General features: G+C 59.1%; 15 protein-coding genes. 8 read left to right on the plus strand and 7 right to left on the minus strand.

The window, feature by feature from the left end; genetic code table 11:
* Positions 1-276 precede the first annotated feature (276 nt).
* Positions 277-525 carry a hypothetical protein gene (locus QD409_RS31775; protein WP_430764652.1) on the plus strand — a complete coding sequence of 83 codons (249 nt, stop codon included), beginning with the start codon at positions 277-279 and terminating at the stop codon, positions 523-525.
* On the opposite strand, the gene QD409_RS31780 is transcribed toward QD409_RS31775, so the two are convergent.
* From QD409_RS31780 to QD409_RS31800, 5 genes are all read right to left on the minus strand, one after another.
* Positions 522-1,187, minus strand: a complete 666-nt coding sequence (locus tag QD409_RS31780; RefSeq protein ID WP_430764671.1) for a nitroreductase — start codon at positions 1,185-1,187, stop codon at positions 522-524. The genes QD409_RS31775 and QD409_RS31780 overlap by 4 nt on opposite strands.
* 77 nt (positions 1,188-1,264) lie before the next feature.
* Positions 1,265-2,182 carry an MBL fold metallo-hydrolase gene (locus QD409_RS31785; protein ID WP_430764653.1) on the minus strand — a complete coding sequence of 306 codons (918 nt, stop codon included), beginning with the start codon at positions 2,180-2,182 and terminating at the stop codon, positions 1,265-1,267.
* 507 nt (positions 2,183-2,689) lie between these two features.
* Positions 2,690-3,436, minus strand: a complete 747-nt coding sequence (locus QD409_RS31790) for an SDR family oxidoreductase (protein ID WP_430764654.1) — start codon at positions 3,434-3,436, stop codon at positions 2,690-2,692.
* 91 nt (positions 3,437-3,527) lie between these two features.
* The gene (locus QD409_RS31795; protein WP_430764655.1) at positions 3,528-3,935 is read right to left on the minus strand and encodes a cupin domain-containing protein; all 408 of its coding nucleotides are present in this window, start codon (positions 3,933-3,935) and stop codon (positions 3,528-3,530) included.
* 85 nt (positions 3,936-4,020) lie between these two features.
* Positions 4,021-4,776, minus strand: a complete 756-nt coding sequence (locus QD409_RS31800; protein WP_430764656.1) for an SDR family oxidoreductase — start codon at positions 4,774-4,776, stop codon at positions 4,021-4,023.
* A gap of 545 nt (positions 4,777-5,321) precedes the next feature.
* Here QD409_RS31800 and QD409_RS31805 point away from each other — a divergent pair.
* From QD409_RS31805 to QD409_RS31830, 6 genes are all read left to right on the plus strand, one after another.
* Positions 5,322-9,416 carry a PAS domain-containing protein gene (locus QD409_RS31805; RefSeq protein ID WP_430764657.1) on the plus strand — a complete coding sequence of 1,365 codons (4,095 nt, stop codon included), beginning with the start codon at positions 5,322-5,324 and terminating at the stop codon, positions 9,414-9,416.
* Positions 9,413-10,054 carry a response regulator transcription factor gene (locus QD409_RS31810; protein WP_430764658.1) on the plus strand — a complete coding sequence of 214 codons (642 nt, stop codon included), beginning with the start codon at positions 9,413-9,415 and terminating at the stop codon, positions 10,052-10,054. Before QD409_RS31805 ends, QD409_RS31810 begins: the two co-directional genes overlap by 4 nt.
* A 2-nt stretch (positions 10,055-10,056) precedes the next feature.
* The gene (locus tag QD409_RS31815) at positions 10,057-10,434 is read left to right on the plus strand and encodes a response regulator transcription factor (protein ID WP_430764659.1); all 378 of its coding nucleotides are present in this window, start codon (positions 10,057-10,059) and stop codon (positions 10,432-10,434) included.
* Position 10,435: 1 nt separating this feature from the next.
* Positions 10,436-11,134 (plus strand): response regulator transcription factor, encoded by a 699-nt coding sequence (locus QD409_RS31820; RefSeq protein WP_430764672.1) that lies wholly within the window; start codon positions 10,436-10,438, stop codon positions 11,132-11,134.
* A 235-nt stretch (positions 11,135-11,369) separates the two neighbouring features.
* A complete protein-coding gene (locus tag QD409_RS31825; RefSeq protein ID WP_430764660.1) occupies positions 11,370-12,536 on the plus strand; it encodes an IS110 family transposase in 1,167 nt (388 codons plus the stop codon).
* 841 nt (positions 12,537-13,377) lie between these two features.
* Positions 13,378-14,154 carry an MBL fold metallo-hydrolase gene (locus tag QD409_RS31830; RefSeq protein WP_430764661.1) on the plus strand — a complete coding sequence of 259 codons (777 nt, stop codon included), beginning with the start codon at positions 13,378-13,380 and terminating at the stop codon, positions 14,152-14,154.
* 706 nt (positions 14,155-14,860) lie between these two features.
* Here the strand turns inward: QD409_RS31830 and QD409_RS31835 are convergent.
* Positions 14,861-15,751, minus strand: coding sequence for an RNA polymerase sigma factor (locus QD409_RS31835; RefSeq protein ID WP_092855358.1), 891 nt, complete (start codon positions 15,749-15,751; stop codon positions 14,861-14,863).
* A 20-nt stretch (positions 15,752-15,771) separates the two neighbouring features.
* Positions 15,772-16,080: a hypothetical protein gene (locus QD409_RS31840; RefSeq protein WP_430764662.1), complete on the minus strand. Its 309-nt coding sequence runs from the start codon at positions 16,078-16,080 to the stop codon at positions 15,772-15,774.
* Positions 16,081-16,239: 159 nt separating this feature from the next.
* On the opposite strand from QD409_RS31840, the gene QD409_RS31845 reads away from it, so the two are divergent.
* Positions 16,240-17,646 (plus strand): DHA2 family efflux MFS transporter permease subunit, encoded by a 1,407-nt coding sequence (locus QD409_RS31845; RefSeq protein WP_430764663.1) that lies wholly within the window; start codon positions 16,240-16,242, stop codon positions 17,644-17,646.
* Positions 17,647-17,754 lie beyond the last annotated feature (108 nt).

Below are 17,754 nucleotides of genomic sequence, written 5' to 3' on the forward strand. Positions count from 1 at the left end.
CATCTCCACTCTCTCCGCAGGCATCCCGTTCCTTCCTCGTCAACGTCCAAGGAAGAAACTTCACACCGGCAGACCACCCTTGCCAGATGCCCGCCAAAGGGGGCGCAATCATCTCGGAATAAGGGGGCGACTATTTCTCGGAATTGGGGGGCGACATCATTTCGGAATCAGGGGGCGGATTGCCTCGGAATTTGCACGCAGGTTGCGGCCGCCCCAGATTGAAGCTAATCCTTCACGCGACCATGTGTGCTATTCCGGTTCAAGCGCGGAAATCGAATGAAGACATGGAAGTCGCAGAGAGTTCGCGCGGCCGCCGCTGCGCTCGTGGTCATCGGTTGTGGCTTGGTACTGCGCAAATTTGGATATGCAGCACATTTGCCGTTCGTCGTCGTGAAATTCGGCGGCTCTTGCCTATGGGGAGCGATGGTCTATTTCCTGCTTGCATCGTTCAGCAGCAGAACCAAAGCTTTCAACCTTGCCATTGGCATGGCGGATGCACCCCCTATTGTGAGATATTCGGACTAACCGCCGATGAACGTGACCGTCTCGTGGAGCGGGGCGCGGCCCGTACGGGCGGAACTCATCGTGAGGTCCTCGTACCCGATCGACATGCCGCAAAAGAGGATGAGCCCATCCGGGGGTGACAGCACCTCCGCGACCGTCTCGCGAACCTGCGACCACGCCATCTGCGCGCAACTGTGCAGCCCTTCGGCACGGAGCAGCAGCATGACGGTCTGCAGATACATGCCGACGTCGGCCCATTGGGGCCGGCCCAGGTCGCGGTCGATGTAGCAGAACAGGGCGGCGGGCGCACCGAAACAGTTCCAGTTGGCGATGGCTGCCCGCTGGCGCGCCTCCCAGTCCTCGCGCGCAATGCCGAGTGCGCTGTAGCGCTCCTTGCCGAAGGCGGATCGACGCTCCCCATAAGGGGACTTCAGCGCGGGCGGATACATCTGGTACTGCCGCTCGTCCCAAGGGTCGCCGTGAGCCACGCGCTCGACGGCGACCGTCTTGAGCTCGGCCAGCGGCGCGCCGGTCAGCACGTAGGTGTTCCACGGCTGGATGTTCGATCCGGACGGCGACCAAGCTGCGGCGGACAGCACGCGCTCAAGCACCTCCCTCGACACAGGCTGGTCCCTGAATCCGCGTACCGCCCGTCGGCTTTTGACTGCCTCATATACGTCCATGATGATCTCCTCTTTGTCGCCGGCCATCCGTTCGTTCAGATGCCGGTCGTCTAGTTCGGCCCTAATCCGATAGGCGGTCAGTAGTCCCAGAAGATCGGCACCCAACGAAAGGCATCGCCCTCCGCCGCCACATGGCCGATGGATGGGAACGGCAGATGAGTGGCCACCAGAAGCTCGCCGCTCGCCGACAGCTCTCGCAAAAGGCGGATCCGAACGCGGGCCGCCTCCTCGGGGTCGTGTTCGAAGCCGTTAAACCAGTCGGGGTGCTCGAACCCGACAGCGAACACGGCATCGCCGGCGAACATCATACGGTCGCCGCCGGACGCGAGGCGTACTACGCTGTGCCCGGGTGTGTGGCCGCCGGTGCGGGTGACTACCACCCCCGGCGCAACCTCGTACTCCTCCTCGAACGTCTGCAGGTTGCCGCGGTACTCTTCCGCGAACCGCTTGGCAGCCGCCCGAAGCGCGTCCGGGAACCCCTGCGGCATGGAGACGTGGGAGAAATCGGGGTGCGTCCAGAACTTGACCTCGGCTTCCGCCACGTGGATTCGCAGGTCCTTACGCAACTGGTCCTTTATCCCGTCGACTAGCAGCATGCCAATGTGGTCCATGTGCATGTGGGTCAGCACCACGTCGGTCACAGACGGAAGATCGATGCCGGCAGCGACCAGCCGATGGGCCAGCTGCCCTGCCTTCGGCAAGTTCAAGTTCGGGTCGTCCCCCAGCCCAGCGTCGATCAGTACGGTCCGGCCGCCGCTGCGCACCACGACCACGTTCAACCCCCAATCGAGCGTCTCCGTCGGTAGGAAATTGTAGTCCAGCCAGGCCGCCCGGACGGTCGGGTCGGCGTTGTGGCCCAACATCTTGCCCGGCAGCGTCAGCACTCCATCGCTGACCACCATTACGTCAATCTCGCCGATCTTCAATGCGTAGCGCGACGGAACCAACTCGTCGGCCCCCGGTCTACCAGAATGTGAAATGTTGTCCAAGCTCATGTTAACCTCCTGTTGATTTCCTGATTGAATTTCAATACTTGCGTTTGCAATGGAGAGTGAATCACCCTGTGGTATAGGCTGCGCATGTCTCACGCATAGGGATCGTTAACTGTGAATTCATTGTCGTTGTCCCTTCCGATATTGGCGGGCGTGAAGTTGTCGGCCGATCACACCAAGGCAGATACCGGCTGTGCAGCTCGCGACCTCGGCCTCCTTAAAGAGGCCGATTGAGGCCGGCGAGTTCGGCACTACTCTGTCCCAGATCAGCTGTCCCCGGCGTTCGTCGAAAGCCCGATTCCCTTGCAAAAGTCCTGGCAATATCGGCGGCTTCAACTTCGAAGCGCCTCGGCCCGTTGAAGCGCTCATTTAGCCTGATGTCGTGGAGCAACGTCCCGAAGGCGACCACCTTCGCGTCGTGTTCGATGGACTGAATTTGTCCAAACCGTGCCGCAAAGAGGTAGTTTTGCTGGGCCGTTCGCTGGTGTCGATGGCGATGTTGGAAGACGTCTAATTGGCCATGGAACTGTACAGCCAGTCGACATAGCTCAGCGAACCGACACGCGCTCCCGCAAGCGGCAGCAATGTGTCATCGTTTAGTTCGACGCCGTAGTAGCGGGCACCGTTATCTGTCACGACCTGGCGGATGTCTTCGTTTGCTGCAAGGTGCATACGTGCAATCTCGTCGAGACCGAACTGGTCGTGCCCGCCGATCTCCACGGTATCGTTCCTTGCTGCCCCCATCGCCAATTCGACCAGCATCTCTGCGACGTTGTCAGCAGCTATCGGCCTTACCGAAGCCGAGGGAAGCCGGAAGCCGTCTCCGTCTGCGGCCAGGTCGACTACGCCGCAGATAAACTCGAAGAGTTGGGTGGAATGGAGGATGGTATAGGGCCGTCGCGCTGCCCTGATGAGATTTTCCTGCACCATCTTCGCGCGGAAATAGTCGCTCTCTACAAGGCGGGGTGTCCCTACCACAGAAAGTGCGATGTAATGTTTGACGTCTGCCGAAGCAGCCAACAGATTCCGGGTGGAAGTCTTGAAAAAGTCCAATGCCGTGTCGTCGCCAAACGACGCGGCATTGGTGACGTCGATGACAACGTCGGAACCCACTATGGCTGCTCGCAGGCCTTCCCCCGTCACACTGTTGACGCCGAGTGAAGTGGACGCAGCTGTCACCTCTGCGCCTGCCTGCCCAAGTTTCTCTGCGAGGTGCGTCCCGATTCGCCCGGTCGCCCCCATAACCGTGATTTTCATCGACTTGCTCCCTCTATCGTGCCTTGGGCAGCGGTCTGGTTTAGCCCCGCCAGGCAGTTGGCAAACGTTGGACCGTCGCCAGCTTGGGGAGTCATTCCGCCGGCAGGACGACCGGAGCGTCCTTGTTCTTGAGCAGCACGACGATAAACTTCGCCGGCTTAGACTTGCTCGCATTGCGGCTGACCAGGTGAATGTCGGAGGGGCCTTCATAGAAGGTCTCGCCCGGCGACAAGGTAACTTCTTTCTCTCCCTTGACCTGCATCACGATCGAACCCTCGAGAACGTAGACGAATGCATTTGCGTCGTGCTTGTGGATAGGGTCGGAACCTCCCGGGCCATACTCGACCGATATCATGAGCCCCTCCTTGCCTGGATAGTTTGGAAGGTCTTTCGTCATCAGTGGTGTGACCTTGGCCGTGTTTCCGGCAGCGGCAACCGGCAAAGTGCCAAGTAGGCAAACTGAAACCGATACAAACAGTGTCAACAAAGCTGACTTCATTGTCGTTATCCCTTTGGTTGTTGAATGCATATGTGCGTTCGAAAGCTGGGCAAAAGACCAACCTACAGATGGTTCGACGCTTGGCTTATTTCGGTTGTTGGGACGAGCGGAACCAGTCCTGGAACCCGACCTTGCCGATCCGCGCGCCTTCGCCGGGCACGATCGACTGATCGTTGAGTTCAGATCCGAAATAGCGCGCATGGACGTCTGCCTCGACCGACCGCGGGTCGTTGGCCGCTTTCAAGTACCGGGCTACGATCTCGTTCATGGGACCGCGCTCGGGACCTGCAATCTCAATCGTGCCGTTAAGCGGCTTTCCGAGGGCGACATCCGCCACCACATCTGCAACGTCGTCCGAGGCGATAGGCTGGAAAGCGGCCGGTGACAGACGAGCGACGGTGCCGACCGTGGCTTCATCGGCAATACCCTTCAGAAACTCCATGAACTGGGTGGAATGGACGATCGTGTAGGGGATGGATGATTCCTTGATCAGCCTCTCCTGGGCAAGCTTTGCCTTGAAATAGCCGTTATCCGACAGCCGTTCCGTTCCGACGATCGAGAGGGCAATGTGGTGCTTGACACCAGCCTTGGCATCGGCGGCGAGCAGGTTGCGGCCGGCCGTTTCGAAGAATTCAAGCACAGCCTTGTCTTCCCACGATGGTGCGTTTGCAAGGTCAATGACGACCTCGGCACCGGCCAGCGCTTCCGCAACTCCTTCGCCGGTGACGGTGTTGACGCCGGTGTTGGGTGACACGGCAAGAACCTCGTGGCCCTTACCACGCAAACGCGCTGCGGTCTTGGACCCGATAAGCCCGGTCCCGCCGATAATGACTATTTTCATGACTATCTCCCTCGTTGTTGCACTCTCGGGCCAAATGACCCGAACGCATCGGAAAGTGACAGGGGAGACAAAATCATTCTATCGTGCAGAGGATGTAGCGCTCTAGTCACCAGGTATAGGTGACATGTCCACGGTGATAGGCGGGATACGCAGGATGCACGGGCTGATAATAACTGCTCGTCGGTTCAGCCGCCGACGTGGTTTCATTGTAATTCACTCCGTCATGCGCAGGTTCGAGAATTTGCTCGATCCGGACACGATGAGTGACCTCGAACGGAGCGACTGAGACAATTACCCTCGTTTGATGAGGTGCTGTTGTCGCCTGGCCCGGCCGAATTTTTCCGGTTCGTCCGGGCCCATTCCAGCCTTCCAGACACGCAGCATAGCGGTAACGTCTCCCGGCAATGTATGGATTTCCATGAGTTGCGACTGGAGCCTTGCGGGACTACGCTCGCATCATGAGTTCGCCAGTTCCAAAATCGAGAATACGTTCTGCACGAGACGCCGATGGTCCTCTGGCTTTCTTTGTCCGACAGGAGCTGCTGATGATGCGCATCTGGTCGCACCGACCCCGATTCTCGCATCTGGGTCTTTTTATAACCGCCTATGTCCTGGGCTGCGGATTTGCCCAGTTGCTGGCAATCGTGCCTGGAACAGGTATTTCCATTTGGCCGCCGAGCGGGCTCTTCATTGCTACGCTTGTTCTTGCCTCCAGGCTTAGCTGGCCATGGTGGATTCTAGGGGGCTGTCTCGCTGAATTGTTCAGCAATTTCCTGTGGTTTCAAAGTCCGCTTCCTGCTGCCTTCCTTATCTATATCGGCAACGCCCTGGAAGCGGTCGTCGGGGCATGGCTCGTGAGCCGGATTTTGAGGCGACCGGTTCGACTGGAAACCCTGCCGGAAGTTCTTGCATTCGTCCTACTGGGCGCAGGAATTGCGCCAGTCGTAAGCGCGACGGTCGGAATTGCGACGCTTGCCTGGTTTGGCATACTGTCGCAAACCTTCGGCGCGGCTTGGCCTCTTTGGTGGATCGGAGACGCCACTGGGGTCTTGATCGTAGCTCCACTGGCGCTGGTCGTATTCCAGAACTGGCACGGTAAAGCCCAACTCACGGCCGTTCGTTGGATCGAAGCCTGCGTCCTGGGGCTGATCTTTCTTGGCGTCGCCGCCCTCGCGCTGAGTGGTTACCTGCCCTTCGCCTATATCATCATGCCGCCCCTCCTATGGGCCGCGGTGCGCTTCGAGTTCACAGGCGCCGCCGTCACCTTGGCTCTCCTTGCTCTGGTCACTGCGGTCTTCACGATATCCGGCATCGGTCAGCTTGCCGGCGATCCCGAGGCCCTGAGGCACAAGCAAATCATGCTACAGCTTTTTCTGGTGATCTCGGCATTTTCGGCGCTCATCGTCGCCGCCATATCCCGGCAGCACCAGTCGGCACTGCTCACATTGCGCCAAAGCCTGGAGGCCTTGCGCGACCGGGAACGCGAGCTCTCGCAGCTCGTGGACATGGTGCCAGTCCAGATCAGGCGCCTGACGCCTGAGGGCGAGCCGATCTTCTTCAACAAGCGCTTGATAGACTTTTTCGGTCTAGATGTGGGGGATATGGACAAGCCGGGCACGAGCCGGTTGGCGGCAGTCATACAGACCCTGGTCCATCCCGATGATGTAGCAAACCTGCTGGAGACGGCCCGCCATTCCTTCACCACCGGTGAGCCTTTCGCGATGAAATACCGTATGCGTCGGGCTGATGGAGCGTATCGCTGGGTTGACGGCCGAGGGGAACCGCTGCGTGCTCAGGACGGATCGATTGTGCAATGGTACGTAATTTCGGTCGACGTCGACGACGAGATGCGCGCCCAGCAGGCGTTGCGAGAGCGGGAGCGGGAGTTGTCATTGCTTGTCGACATGGTTCCGGTACACATCGGCCGCATGTCGCCCGACGGCGAGCCGACCTTCTTCAGCAAGCGTACCCTGCAATCCATCGGCCTCGACCACGTCGCGGCTTGGGACAAACCTGATATGAGCCGCCTGGCGGCCCTCATAGGGGCGACAGTCCATCCCGAAGATGGCCCGCGAATGCGGGAGGTGCTCGACCACGCCCTCGCCAGCGGTGAGCCTTATACCATAAGATATCGCCGACGCCGTGCGGACGGCATCTATCGCTGGATGGAGGGCCGCGCCGAGCCGTTGCGGGATGAAATGGGTGTGATCGTGCAATGGTACGCAGCCGCCCTCGATATCGACGATGAGGTGCGCGCGCAGCAGGCTTTGCGCGATCGGGAGCGGGAGCTCCAGCAATTGATCGACGCCGTGCCGGCTCTGATTTGGGCCACAACGCCTCAGGGAACGCCGATCTACATCAACAGGCGGTTCAGGGATGTAACGGGCGCCACGCTGGAGGATATCACCGCCCCTGATGGTTCGCCGTCCCTGAGCGTGATCCATCCGGACGACAGAGACACGGCGCGGCAAGACATCAACCATTCGTTCAAAACAGGTGCCCCCTACGTTCAGAGGTATCGTCAGTTGCGCACCGACGGCAGTTTTCGTTGGACTGAGACCCGGGCAGAGCCGTTACGCGACGATACCGGTGCCATTATCCACTGGTACGGGGTCAGCGTGGATATCCACGATCTCGTGACCGCGCAGGAGGCCTTGCAGCAAGGCGAACGGCGCTACCGCGACCTATTCCACTACATGCCCATCGGGCTCGCCCAGGTGGATGCAAGCAAGCTCATTCCCTTGTTCAAGGAGTTGCGGGAACAGGGTGTGACGGAACTCAAAACCTATATTGACGAACATCCAGAATTCCTGCCGCGTGCGGTGGAAGCTCTGGAGGTTGAAGAAGTCAACCAGCATATCATCACGATGTTCGGGGCAAAGGATGCCGGGGAGATGCTCGGGTCGATTACCCGCTACTGGCAACCGAGCATGGCCACCATACGACGCTCCATCGAGGCGCGGTATCGTGACGAAGAAGTTTTTCAGGAGGAGACCACGGTAGCGCGCATGGACGGCAGCGTCATCGATGTGCTTTTCACAACCGCCCGGCCCGGCGCGGTTGCCGACAAGAGTCTTGTCGGTTTCATCGATATCACCGAGCGCAAGAGGGCGGAGGTGGCATTACGCAACCGGGAGCGAGAATTCTCGCAGCTCGTCGACATGGTTCCGAGCCTCCTCTGGCGGCTAAATCCGGCGGGTGAGCCGGTCTTCTTCAGCAAGCGCATGATCGAGTTCCTCGGTTTGGACGTAGGCGACTACGATGGACCGGAATTGAGCGGGTTGGCTGCTGCCATAGCGACTCTCGTCCATCCCCATGATGCGACCCGACTGGCCGAAGCGCTCGACCATTCCTTCACCACCGGCGAGACCTTTTCACTGAACTATCGGCTGCGTCGTGCCGATGGGGTCTATCGCTGGATGTCGGGGCGTGCGGAGCCTCTGCGGGATGAGGGCGGGCGGATCGTGCAGTGGTATGGCCTCTCGCATGATATCGACGATCAACTGCGCACCGAGAAGGAGGTGCGCGAGAGGGAACGTTCGCTCTGGCAGCTCGTCGAGACGCTCCCAGTCATGATCGATTGCGCCGCGCCGAATGGGGAGCCGATCTATCGCAACCCTCAACTCCGCGATTTCCTCGGATATAAGCTCGAAGACCTGGACGGAACGGGAAAGTCCCGATTGGCCGGCACCCTCGATGCCGGCGTTCATCCCGATGAGGTCGATGGCGTCAAGAAGAACTATGCCTATTCGTTGGCTACGGGCGAGCCATACGCGCGTAGGCACCGCCTGCGGCAGTTCGATGGCGAATATCGCTGGGTCGAGACGCGCGCCGCACCAATGCGCAACGCCGCAGGCGCGATCGTTCAGTGGAATGTCATCTGCCTGGATATCGACGGCGAAGTTCGGGCGGAGGAAAAGTTGCGCCTGGCGCAAGAGAGTCTTGCGCGAGCAAGCCAGGCGGCGAGCCTCTCCGAGCTTTCAGCTTCTATCGCGCACGAGGTAAACCAGCCCCTCGCGGCCGTCGTTGCGAACTCGCACGCCTGTCAACGCTGGCTCATGGCCGAGCCGCCAAATATCGAGCGAGCCGAGAAAACGGTAGAGCGCATCATTCGGGATGCCAACGCGGCGGCCGATGTTGTCAGCCGCATTCGCGCCTTGTTCAAGCAATCCGTGGACGCGAGGGTCTATACGGCACTCGCCAGCGTTGTCAACGAAGCGCGGAGCTTGATGGCTGTTGAAACATCGCGACGTAGCGTGCGGATAGATGTGAAGATCGATGGCGACTTTCCGCTCATTACCATCGATCGCGTTCAGATCCAGCAGGTTCTGATCAATCTCATTCGCAACGGCATGGAGGCCATGGACTCTATTGCCGGCGACCGAGTGCTGGGGATACGCATGCGCAATATGGGGGATGTCATCCAAACTGACATTAGTGATCTCGGCCAGGGCATTGAATTTCCCGAGAGAATATTCGAGCCATTCTTTACGACAAAAGAGGATGGGATGGGCATGGGGCTGGCTATCTGTCGTTCTATCGTCGAGTCACACGGTGGACGATTATGGGCGGAGAACAACGAACCGCGTGGGGCGACATTCATCTTCACCTTGCCGGTTGAAATGAAGGCAGTACCATGACAACCGACGATCATATTGTCTTTATCGTGGATGACGACGAACGAATTCGAGAGGCACTGAGCGAGCTCTTTGATTCGCATGGCATGCGCGTAGCCGTATTTGGATCCGCAGGCAACTACGTCAATGCAGACAAGCCAGATGTCCCCGCCTGCCTCATCCTCGATATCGAATTGCCTGATATCAATGGTCTCGACCTCCAGAAACAGATCGCTGACGGAGGACATCCACCGATAGTCTTCATTACAGGACACGGTGACATCCCATCTTCGGTCCGCGCGATCAAACACGGGGCCGTCGATTTCCTGACCAAACCCTTTAGCGATGCAGATCTCATGGCAGCGGTCCACGCAGCGATAGCGCAAGATAGGGAAAAGAGATTGGAACGTGCCGAACTGGGCATGCTGAGACAGCGCTATCTCGAGCTGACACCGCGAGAGCGCGAGGTCTTGCCGCTCGTCGTGAGCGGTCTTCTCAATAAACAGGCAGCGGCAGAGCTGGGGATCAGTGAAGTCACGCTGCAAATCCACAGAAGGAACGTGATGCAGAAAATGGCGGCAGCATCGTTCGCCGATCTCGTTCGCATGGCGGAGAGACTGGAAACACCGATTACCCACTCGCGAAGAGTGGGAGGGAATTGAACATGAACAAGACAAGACATGTCGTGGGAATTGTTGATGACGATCCGAGAATGCTTGAGTCGGTGGGCAACCTCCTCGAATCTGCTGGCTATGTGGCTCGCAGTTTTCCGTCGGCAGCATCATTGCTCGTCAACGGAATGTCGGACCTCGATGTACTCATCACCGACATAGGGATGCCGGGAATAGACGGGTTTGAGCTTCGTGACATAGTGAAGAAGGCACGTCCCGAACTGCCGGTATTCCTGGTCACCGGCCGCCACGAAATAGCGGATCAGAGCCGTGCTCGAGGCATCAGCGGTTTTTTCCGCAAGCCCTTCGACGCCCAGGCGCTATTGGCTGCCATCGCCAATGAGTTACACCAATCGAAAGATGGAGGGTGACATGAGAGTTGACCAACCGTTGCTGCGCAATTCGGCGCCGTTATCACAACAAAGCGCAGATGAAGAGGGCCAGCCGCTCGTTGTTATTGTCGATGATGATGCATCTGTTCGAGAGGCGTTGGCGGAATTGATCCTGTCAGCGGGCTTCCAGCCGGTCAGCTTTGCCTCGCCCCGCGAATTACTTGACGCCGATATATTGGACAGCCCCGGCTGCTTGATACTCGATGTGCGCATGCCCGGCGCAAGTGGTCTCCATTTGCAGCGGCATCTGGCGGAAAGCGGAAACCCCAAGCCGATCATCTTTCTGACCGGGCACGGTGATATCCCGATGACCGTCCAGGCGATGAAAGCGGGCGCTGTGGATTTTCTGACCAAGCCGGTGCGGGACCAGACGCTGCTTGACGCTGTGACGACGGGCATCGCGATGGATGCCGAACGACGGGCGGAAGCCGTGATCGCCAAGCGCAATATCGAACGCCTTGAGACACTGACGCAGCGCGAGCGCGAAGTTCTGTATGAAGTGGCGCATGGACGTCTTAACAAGCAGATCGCTTTCGATTTCGGCATTAGTGAAGTGACAGTCAAGCTGCATCGCAGCAATGTCATGCACAAGATGGAGGCCGCCTCCATCGGCGAACTGATCCGAGCGTGGGGAACTCTGCCGGTGCAAATGCGCCGGGCCGCCGCGCGCCAGAACTGAAACCGCTCTACGGGAGATCTGCTCCGGCAGAGCGGTTCGAATCCAACTAAATATGCTCCGCATTCGTTAGTCGAAGGCGACACGAATCGGAAAATAGACGTCAGGACTCGATAAATTTGAGCTTAACACTTCGGCGGGAAATTTCTAATGACCGGTTTTGAGATCCCATCAGGGGTGAGTAGCGGCCTGCACCGTGGCAGATTGAGGTCGCTAGAAAACTCTCTGGAGGCCAATCATGCCGATGACTGCAGATCGAACTCAAGCACAGACCGCTACTCCCATTGATCTTGGAGCAATTTTCATCTCGTTGGAACTCAGTAAATCGGCGTGGCTGGTGACGGCGTTGTCGCCCGGAAGCGAAAAGATGTCACGCCATACGGTTCCCAGAGGTGACATCGCTGGCTTATTTTCGTGTTTTGCCGCCCTCCGACAGAAAGGTCAGCGGCGCAAGAACAGACTTTATCCGCTGGTGGTCATTCAGGAGGTCGGGCTTGACGGCTTCTGGTTGGGGCGGGTGCTCAGCAAGGAAGCCTGGATCGAAAGCCATATTGTTGAGGCTGCATCCATTGCCATGCCTCGCCGCCATCGCCGGGCAAAGACGGATCGCATCGACGGCGAAACCCTGATCCGCGCTCTGATGGCATGGAAACGTGGCGAGCCGCGGGCCTGCTCGATGGTCAAACTTCTCACACCTGATGAGGAAGACATCCGTCGGCTCGGGCGAGAGCGGAAAACCCTGATTGCTGAACGTGTCTTCCACGTCAATCGCATCAAGGGGCTACTCTTCGCCCAAGGTGTGCGAGATTACGAGCCTGTAAATCGAGATCGCCGCCAGCGTCTGGACGAGCTTCGAACTGGAGATGGCAGAGTGCTGTCCAAGCACCTCAAAGCCGAAATTTGCAGAGAACTCGATCGCCTCGAATTGTTGCTCACACAAATCAAGGCCGTGGAAGCAGAGCGCGATACTTGCATTGTACGTGAGGCACCGGAAACGCCGGCACAAGCGACTGCGCTTTTGGGCATCAGAGGAATTGGTCCCGAGTTCGCGACGATACTCTACACGGAAGGTTTGTTCAGACACTTCGACAATCGACGGCAAGTTGCCTCGTACGCGGGCCTAGCGCCCTCCCCGTGGCAAAGCGGCAACGTCAATCGCGAGCAAGGCGTCTCAAAGGCGGGGAATCCGCGACTGCGAGCGACAATGGTCGAACTCGCCTGGCTATGGTTGCGGCACCAACCGAAATCGGCGTTAACCTTATGGTTCAAGGAGCGCATTGCACGTAACGCCGGCCGCCTTAAAACGCCGATGATCGTGGCGTTGGCCCGTAAATTACTGGTCGCACTCTGGAAGTACGTGAGCGCCGGCATTGTAATCGAAGGTGCGATCATGAAAGCCGCCTGAAGCATAGATCGAACTCGTCTAATCAGAATACCTATCCTCAGGGCCTGATCAGTCCTGACGGATCCAGGTGAACGGCCCGGTGATCCTTTTGGCTTTAAACGCCGATCTTGAGTTTGGCCCCGTTCTCCTGAGCCCATGCCCGTCGAACGCGGGATAATGGTGCAGCCGCCACGAGCGGCGACCGCATGTGAGGTTGTACAGGCTCGAGGACAGGCCGGTAATTGCTATGGGCTCAGACCGTGGATCCGCTGACCAAGGAGAAATTCGATGCCACTCGAATGAACAATTGACAAAAATCCTGATGTGAAGGGATTAGGATCGACGCTCCTCTTATCGCAAAGTCCCTCTGCGACAAATTCGTTAGGCGAGCCAAGAACCTGGCCTGGCTGGAGCGACCGATTTAGGCCTGTTTGCCGAAAGTCCGTTGTCTGGCAGAATGAGGCAAATAGCCGTGGCGGCTTTCGCAAATGCTAGCGATCTTATGTCGAAGGAAGCGATAGCTGACGGGTGGTCGCGGCGATCACTCTGGCGGATGTTCCCGCAATCATCGGTGCGGCAACCGGCCTCGGTTTTCCAGGGCAAGCCAGGATGCGCGAAATCAGGCGAGCGCCGCGGTGCGGCCCCTCAAAACACGCGAAAGCGACAGCAGATGGGCGAGCCGACTGAATCTGGCCACCGTTCGCCAAACAGCAGCACTCGGTTTCAAAGTCGAGAGAGCAAAGGATGCAGATAAAAATATCCTCCCGGATTGAATCCTTTCGCTGGGGCTGAGCTTTTTGCATGAGCTCGGACTACCACGCATCCGATTGGACAGCTCTTCCCGCCACTATGGAGGGTAAGGATGAAAAACCTGCCAACTCATCAGACGCTGGGCGCTTATCGTCGAAAGATCGGCGATCTCGTCCTTACGACACTATCAGATGGATATTTGGACGTATCGTTTGACTTGCTTTCCAATATCGCGCCAGAGGAAATCGACCAAATCCTCGAAGCAGCCGCCGTGCCGAAGCGCGCGCGGGCGACGATTCAAAGCTATCTGATCCAAAGCAGTACAAAGACCGTATTGATTGATGGAGGTGCCGGCGGCATGAACGGTTGGGGCGGAGAACTTCAAAACTCGCTGGCATCCGTTGGTGTCGCCAAGTCGGACATTGATTTGGTGTTGCTCACGCATGGTCACCCGGACCATCTCGGCGGCCTCGCAACGGAAAACGGAGAACCGGTCTTTCCCAATGCTGAGCTGGCACTGAGCAAGGCGGAGCTGGCTTTCTGGACAGACGACGCAATTATAAATGCGGCCCCGGAAGGGTTTCGCCCATTCTTTCTAGCGGCCCGCAAGGTGTTCGACGCCTACGATGATCGCCTGCGGATGTTGGATTCCGAAAGGAGGCGGCCCCCGGCGTTGAGGCCATTGCGCTGCCAGGGCATACACCGGGACATACAGGCTTTGCCGTCCAATCGGGGCGCGATAAGCTCTTTATTTGGGGTGACATCGTGCACTTTCTCGATATTGAGGTCGCTCGACCGGACGTCACGATTGCCTTCGACGTTGACGCGAGTATGTCGGCCCAAACGCGCAAGCGGACCTTCGACATGCTTGCTACGGAGGATCCCTTAATCGGTGGCATTCACACCGGATCGCCCGGCTATCTCAGGCTGCGCCGCAACGACGGCGGTTACGCAGTCGTGAGAGAGCCATGGCTGCCAGCATTAGATTAAGACACGAGATCCTCTGCAAGATGATCCTAGTCGCAGGCGCCACAGGCATGGCTCCCACCACACTGTAGTTCTTTTGCACGAGTAGGAGCAACACCATGAGCCGCGCGATCGTATTTGATGCCTACGGGCCGCCTGACGTTCTGAAAATCATCGATCTGGACGTCGGCGTCCCCAGGCGGGAAGAGGTCAAGGTAGTGGTCCGCAGCGCTGGCGTTCAGCCATTCGACTGCCTTTTCCGAAGCGGGGGTGCCGGACAAGCTGGGCGCCAGACGCATCAACACCCAGCGGTCTCAAACCCAGTTGTGAATGCTGATCCAGTTATATGAGGCAGAACTCCTTCGCAGTCCGATCCAACGAAGCTCACCGAGAAATGGAAGCCGGCCACGTCTGCGGCAAGCTCGTCCTGATCAACGGGGATTGACTGACATTCTCGTTTCCAAATCGGCCTCATGCAACGAGTTTCAGTCCGAGACGATCGATGTACGCGATCGTCAGGCGCTGTGCGGCGGGGCTGAAAACGCCACGGGTCTCATCAGCAGCAACTAGCGCCAAACGAACCCATCTGGGAATGCGTGCCAATATAATCGGCGGCTAAGTCCGCTCACTCACCCTCTATCAGCCACGCAATCTGCACCATCGATAACATACTCCGCGTAACGAAAGTCCCTGATCGCGGCGAGCTTATCGGCAGACCAGTTCAGAAGCATAAAGTATTTCGGCCGTCCATTCGGCTCATTCGGATCGAACACTAGGATCGCCGGACGTCCCTCCACCTGCCCGGTCACCAGGTGCCAGTCACTGACCTTCGAGTAATTGCCAAAGTATTTCGAGACCTCGGCCTTACCGTTCAACTTCTTCCGGTTGACCAAATCGAGCCTGATGTCGTCCGCGATCATGGCGCGGATGGCGTCGAAGTTGCGGGCATTGAATTGGCCCACATAGGCGTTGAGCCTGGTGCGATCGGCCTCCGACAAGCCAGATTGCGGCGCGTCGTCCGGCTCCTCGGCGAACTCGCGCAGCTGCGTGCGCCCACGATGCAGCGCGGCCTTCACTGCCGGCAGGCTGAAATCCATGATGTCGCAGATCTCGGCAAGCGAGCAGCCGAGCACGTCCATCAGGATCACGCTGGACCGCTGCGCCACCGGCAGCCGCATGAATGTGCGCAGGCTGGTCGCAGCGATCTGGCGACTTTCCACGTCATTGAGCCGGTCGGCAATCACCTCAACCTCCTCAGCCGAACGCAGCGCCTCCTGCCGGTTGCGGCGGCGCAGGAAATCCAATGCGGTGTTGTGGGCGATGCGGAACAACCAGCCCTCCGGATTGTTGACGGGCGTGACCGATTGCAGCGCTTCCATGGCCTTGATCAACGCATCCTGCAGCACGTCCTCACCGTCGACGACAGAGCCGACCATGCGTGCGCAGTAGCGATGCAGCTTCGGTCGCATCCCCACCAGCAAGGCCCTAATATCGATGATGGCCAGCGGGTCTGGCGCCATTGTTACTCCCCCTCGCCCGTTCAGGATTCGTCCAGCATACAGTAGTTACCGACAACCCTCATATCACGAACCAGCGGCGGTTCGGCGCAGCGGTCGCGGATGCCCTCCTGGAATGCCTGAAACGCCTTAAGTTTCGGGATTGGGCTCGAGCCGTCCTCGGCTGAGGTTTCGACGATATGGATAAAGGTGTCATCCTCCAGCCGCAGCGTCAGATAGCGCACGCTGTCGGGCCCGGCCCCCTTTAATTCCGCAAACACCGCCGCAACCAGCTCGGCGTTCTTGTCGGCCAACTCCGGCTTGGTCTTGTATCTGATCAATGTCCTTCTCATCGCGCGCTCCTTGCTGTTGTCGAAACCTAGGACGTTTGCCGGCCGCCGAAGGATGCGGCCAGCAAAAAATTATTTTGGGGTGCATCCTTTGCCCCTCCCTCCTCGTCTAGCCCGCAGAACGCGCTGCGACAGGGTGGCGCGACACAGGGAGAATGGGCGATGCAGACCCCGACCGATCGTGCCGAGCAGAAGTGGGTGCTTGGCGTCACCGCGCTGGCATCCTTCATGATGGCGCTGGATGCCATGATCATTACGACAGCGTTCGCGGCCATACGCGCCGAATTCGGCAGCCCGGTCCAGACCCTGCAGTGGACCGTTAACGCCTTCAACCTGACCTTTGCTGTGCTGCTGCTGACCGGTGCCGCCCTGGGCGACCGCTTCGGGCGCCGCCGCATGTTCGCAGCTGGGATCGCGCTGTTCGTCTTTGCATCGACGGCCTGCGCCCTGGCCGGCAATGCCACCGCGCTGATCGCCGCCCGCGCGCTGCAGGGCGCCGGCGCTGCGCTGGTGATGCCACTTGCGATGGCGATCCTGAGCAGCACGTTCGGGCCGAAGGAGCGCGCCCGTGCGCTCGGTATTTTCAGCGGCATCACCGGATGCGCGCTCATCGTAGGCCCTGCCATCGGCGGCTTCATCACCGAACACCTCGGCTGGCGCTGGGTCTTCTGGATTAACCTCCCGATCGGCATGATAGCGCTCGGGCTGGTACTGGCACGTTTGCGCGAAAGCTTCGGACCGGCCGCCGCAATGGACCTCCCCGGACTGTCGCTGGTCGCCCTCGCAGCGCTAGCCCTGGTCTGGAGCCTGTTGCGTGGCAACGCTGTGGGGTGGGCGAGCGCCGAGGTCATGGGCATGCTAATATCAGGTCTGGCGTTGGCAACCTGCTTCGTGTTCTGGGAATTGCGCGCGGCCGCGCCGATGGTGCCGATACGGCTGTTTGCATCGCGCGCCCTCGCCTCCGGCATGTCCGCAAGCGTCCTGTTCTACGCCGCGATGTATGGCGTATTGTTCCTGCTGCCGCAGTTCCTTCAGACTACGCTCGGCTTCGATGCCTTCGGCGCCGGACTTCGCCTGCTGCCCTGGACAGCGACGTTGTTCGTCACCGCCCCGGTCGCCGGCGCGGTGGTCAACAAATTCGGCGAGCGGCCGCTCGTGGTGACGGGATTGCTGATGCAGGCGATCGGGCTTGGCTGGATCGCGAATGTCGTGAGTCCCGCGGTTGCCTACTCCGCTCTGGTCGCGCCGCTGGTGTTGGCTGGCGTTGGCGTATCAATGGCGATGCCAGCGGCGCAGAACGCCATCTTGAGCTCGGTCGCGGTGACCGAAATGGGCAAGGCGTCCGGCGTGTTCAACATGGGCCGCTTCCTCGGCGGCATGTTTGGTATCGCCGCGCTGGTGGCAAGCTTCTCGGCCAGCGGTTCGGTCGATTCGGCCGCGCATTTCGAGAGCGGATTTGCTGCCGCGATGGGGCTTGCCGCAACGCTGTCGTTGGCCGGCGCGATTGCAGGGTTTTTCCTTCCGGCGCGACGACACATCGCCAGCGCAGCCGCGCCGCAAGATGGATAGGATAGATGTGATGCGGATGTTCGATCAAGCCGACATACATCGGGTCTCCGCGGAATTCAGTAACGAAGATAACAGCACATCTCGTGTCTTCGTCGAGTGGCATACCGT

It is taken from the genome of Rhizobium sp. BR 315 (assembly GCF_050577975.1).
Classification (GTDB): domain Bacteria; phylum Pseudomonadota; class Alphaproteobacteria; order Rhizobiales; family Rhizobiaceae; genus Rhizobium; species Rhizobium miluonense.